Annotated in this window: 2 protein-coding genes and 1 pseudogene; all 3 read left to right on the top strand. The window is 43.1% G+C overall.

What is annotated here, in order from left to right; all coding sequences use genetic code 11:
• The first annotated feature begins 13 nt into the window (after window positions 1–13).
• Entirely contained in the window at window positions 14–3,466 is a 3,453-nt protein-coding gene (locus tag ACQRBJ_RS15665; protein ID WP_445304185.1) for a hypothetical protein, read from the top strand.
• Between the two features lie 74 nt (window positions 3,467–3,540).
• Window positions 3,541–3,933: a hypothetical protein gene (locus ACQRBJ_RS15660; RefSeq protein WP_445304184.1), complete on the top strand. Its 393-nt coding sequence runs from the start codon at window positions 3,541–3,543 to the stop codon at window positions 3,931–3,933.
• A gap of 58 nt (window positions 3,934–3,991) precedes the next feature.
• A pseudogene (locus ACQRBJ_RS15655) lies at window positions 3,992–4,273 on the top strand (OmpA family protein); the annotation flags it as partial.

Here is a 4,273-nt window from a genome sequence, read left to right as displayed (position 1 = left end):
TACAGTGGCATCCATGAGTACATTTACTTCTTGTAAGGATTATGATGACGACATCAGTAACTTGCAAGGTCAGATCGACAAGTTGGCGTCTGCTGACGAGTTGGCAGCTAAGGTTTCTGAGCTCCAGAGTTTGATCTCTTCTAACAAGTCTGACATCAGCTCTCTTCAGTCTGAGTTGGCTAAGAAGACAACTCTCGACGAGGTTAAGGCAGTTTTGGCAAACTATGCAACTAAGGAGTATGTTGATGGTGCAGATGCAACATTGCAGGCTGCAATCAAGGCTCTTGAGACTGGTAAGGTTGCAGAATTAGAGGCTGCTGTTAAGGCTGCTCAGGCTGCTGCTGACAAGGCTGCAGAAGATGCAAAGGCTGCAAATGCAGAGATTCTCGAGACATTGAAGACTTTGGCAACAAAGACTGAGGTTAGCGAGGCTGCTGATGCTGCTCAGAAGGCAATCGCTGCAGTTGAGTCTAACAACGCAGAGGCTTTGAAGAAGGCACAGGCTGAAATCCTCGAGACTTTGAAGGATTATGCAACAAAGAAGGATCTTAAGGGCGTAGCTGATGCTGCTCAGAAGGCTCTTGATGATGCTCAGAAGGACAACAGCAAGGCTTTGGCTGACCTCGATACTGCTGTTAAGAACGCTCAGAGCAAGGCTAATACAGCTGCTGCTGATGCAACAAAGGCTCTCGCAGACTTGGTAAAAACAACAAAGAATGCTACTGATGCTTTGACTCAGGCTAATACCAACAAGACTGCTATCGAGAACGCACTTAAGACTCTCGGTGAGGGTTATAGCGCAGAGAACACTGTAGCTGCAGCAATCCAGGCTATCAAGGGTCAGATTGGTACTCCTAACAAGGAGCTCGGTACACTTGATACACGTTTGGCTGCTATCGAGAGCGTATTGAACGGTGTAAAGGACGATGACACCAAGCTCGGTCTCGCTACTAAGGTTACAAACATCGAGAATCAGTTGAAGGACATCATCGGTGAGTACACAACAATGGTTACTGCTGTTGACCTCTACAAGACTGGTGAAGACCGTTGGTATACTGGTTTGCCAGACGATGATTTGACATTTATCTGGGTTCCAAGTGAGCATACAACTAAGTTCCCTGCTAACAAGAACCTTACTGATGCACAGATTGAGTTCTCTGCAGATCACAAGAATATCACAATTACAGACTCTCTCGTAGTTCGTGTATCTCCTACAAATGCTGAGTTGACTCCAGCTAACATCTCTTTGATTAACTCTCAGGGCAAGGAGCTTAATGAGTTTGTTGATGTTCAGAGTGTTAAGCCATACAAGAAGCTCATCACTGGTACTACACGTGCAGCTAATGCAACAGAGGGTAATGGTCTTTGGACTGTTACATTCAAGTTGAAGGATGGCGTTGACATCCAGAAGTTTGAGGAGGCTACAATCAGCCAGAACAGCTATGTTCAGTTCGCTGTTGCAGTTAAGAACACAACTAGCGAGGCTAAGGAAAGCCCTCGTCGTGTTATCTCTGCTTACGATGTTGATGTTAAGGGTTCTTCTTATGAGCCTGCAAACAACAATATCCTCGTTCAGGGCAACGATGATGTTTGGAAGGATATCCGCAGCATCCGTAACCGTTTTGTCGTCGAGAACATCAATGGTAAGAACACGGGTGTTGCATTTAGCGCAGAGACTAATAAGTTCGTATATGGTGTAAATGAGTTGGAATGGGCTGGCAAAACACCTTATACAGCAGAGGAAGTTACTGATAAGAATACCCAGTTGGCCCAGTACGACCAGCGTGCTCGTTGGACCAACCTTCTTCCTGTAACTGTTGGTAAGAAGATTAACATCGCTGTGGGTGCAATGCTTGGAGGTAATAATACTCCTTACTATTACAACACAAAGACAGGTCGTGGCTATGCAGTTAAGGGCTTCTATGTAACTCTTGATAAGGACTTCGCTATCGAGTCAGCTCCATCTGAGTTGAACGCATGGGCTAAGTACAGCTACGAGAATGTTGGTATAACAAACAGCAAGGGTACTATCACCAAGGCTGCTCACATGTTCTATGGCAATGAGGGTTACATCACTATCAACTCTTTGGAGGATACAGAAGTTAAGGGCGATATCATCGGTTTCCGTGTATACGCTGTAAACTTCGATGGTACATTGGTTGACCCAGATGGTCGCGCATTCTATGTAAAGGTTGGTGATGCTAAGGATCAGCAGACTCTTGCTGAGGCTAATGCAACTCTTGATGCAACACAGGATTCTCGATACTTCTGGAGAAGTGGCAATGTGTCTAACTTCTTTGCTGAAATCACTACAGATGCATTCAATGTAGGTGCTACAGAGATTTCTGAGTGGACAGTAGACAAGACCAATAATCCTGGTGATTTGGGTAACGATCCAATCGTGCCAACTTATGGTAACGACTTCTATGTTAAGTACTATAACAAGAAGGGTGAAGAGGTTCAAATCTATTCTGGTGCAGTTGCTTCTGCAAAGGTATTCTTGTTGCGTCCACAGCAGTTCGTTGATGGTGGTACATATACCATCAAGGCTACTTTGAGAGATAATGTTCACGATCTTCGTGATGTAACTTTGAAGTTTACTAAGGTTATGCCTACAGCTAAGGATATCAAGGCTCTCAAATACGTTGACGAGAAGTTGGTTGCTAACAACTTGTTCTCTAATGTAGATTGGACAAGCAGCAATATCTACAAGTTCTATCAGAACCCAGCTAATGATAACTCTATTTACGAGAAGGTAGTTTCTCGTGAAATGACAGACTATTTAAGTCTCGTTGATGCACACTACACATTGTGGTTTGAGTCATTGAAAGTTAAGCAGTCTAAGATTGCTTATGACTATAGCTATAGTGTTGACCGCAAGAACATCGATGGTAAGGAGCATGCTATTAGCTACGCTTATGATTTCGGTCCTATCAGTTTGACTCATAGCTATGTAACTGGTGCGTGGATTAGACCTTATGAGTATGTTGTCAACGCAGAAAGCAACTTGAAGATGTTGTTCAACACATGGCTTAACCATGAATCTTGGGCATGGAAGAAGGATTATACTCCAACTCTTACCTGGAATGCTGGTGTACCAGTTAGAAATCAGAAGGTTTATGCTGCCGATATCATCGGTGCAAACTCTTTGTTGGGTCGATTCAATGAAAAGAGCTTGAACGCATTGTTCGATGCTGGCTATACTCAGATTGCCGAAAAGCTTGATGAGCAGGGTAATCCTACTGGTAAGCCTTATGTATCATTCTCTAACCCTGCATTTGATGTAACAGTAGATGTAGAGCACAAGACTTCATTGGGTGGTGCAAATAACATTACTTTCGTATTCAACCAGACAACTAAGACAACAGTACCTGACGCATCTGGTACTTTGACAATTGGTGTAGAGGATTGCTTCGGACAGGTTAAGGTTATTACACTTGGTAACATCAAGATTAACAGACAATAATCTGTTGATTTGATCATCAATATCCAAGGGCGCGCGCATTTTGCGTGCGCCCTTTTTCTTAATATAGAATAAAAATGAAAAAAACATTATTTGCATTTTTAATTACCATCTTACTTTTCACTTTTGCAGGTTGTAGAGATAACATCAAAACTTGTGCAGGTAAGATTAAGAACATGACTGATACAACGATTGTTGCAAACATGGGTGATTATGACATTACTTTCGACATCAAAAAAGCTGAGGTGTCAAATGGAGCTGTTATGCCAAACGACTCGGTTCTGATTCACTACGTAGGCGATTTGTCGGAAAAGAAGGCTACAGCATTGGTTATTAAACTGATTCCACATAAGGGAAATGTGGTGGAAGCTATTTATAACCCAAATAAGAAATTGGTAACAAAGCCCATGACCAAGGAGGAAGTAAAGGAGAATGAAGAATTCGTTAAAGCTGCAAAGCGTGGACACTAATTCATTTTTCTTCTATTTTGATTTTGAGTTCTATAATTCACTTTAAAACAAAACTATTATGGCAATAATGAAATCTTTGTTCGCTGCTTCCCTGCTTGCCATTTCATCATCTAGTGCTATGGCACAGGCTACTTATACCGACCAGAACGGTGATGAGTATACTTTCAACAAGCACTGGTTTCTGGATCTCCAGGGCGGTGCTCAGTATACACTCGGTGAGGCTAAGTTCGGTGATTTGCTCTCTCCTAACGTTCAGCTAGGTCTGGGCTACCAGTTCTCTCCAGTCTTCGCCATGCGTCTGCAGGCTAACGGTTGGCAGAGCAAGGGCGGTTGGGCTGGA

Origin of the sequence: Prevotella sp. SGI.167, assembly GCF_050313615.1 — a bacterium.
In the GTDB taxonomy this organism is placed as follows: Bacteria; Bacteroidota; Bacteroidia; order Bacteroidales; family Bacteroidaceae; genus Prevotella.
This window is presented reverse-complemented; position numbering and strand designations above follow the sequence as displayed.

What these genes read in the sequence shown, in the direction of transcription:
- ACQRBJ_RS15660 (WP_445304184.1), top strand. Translation starts at nt 3,541, where the DNA reads ATGAAAAAAACATTATTTGCATTTTTAATTACCATCTTACTTTTCACT.
- ACQRBJ_RS15665 (WP_445304185.1), top strand. Translation starts at nt 14, where the DNA reads ATGAGTACATTTACTTCTTGTAAGGATTATGATGACGACATCAGTAAC.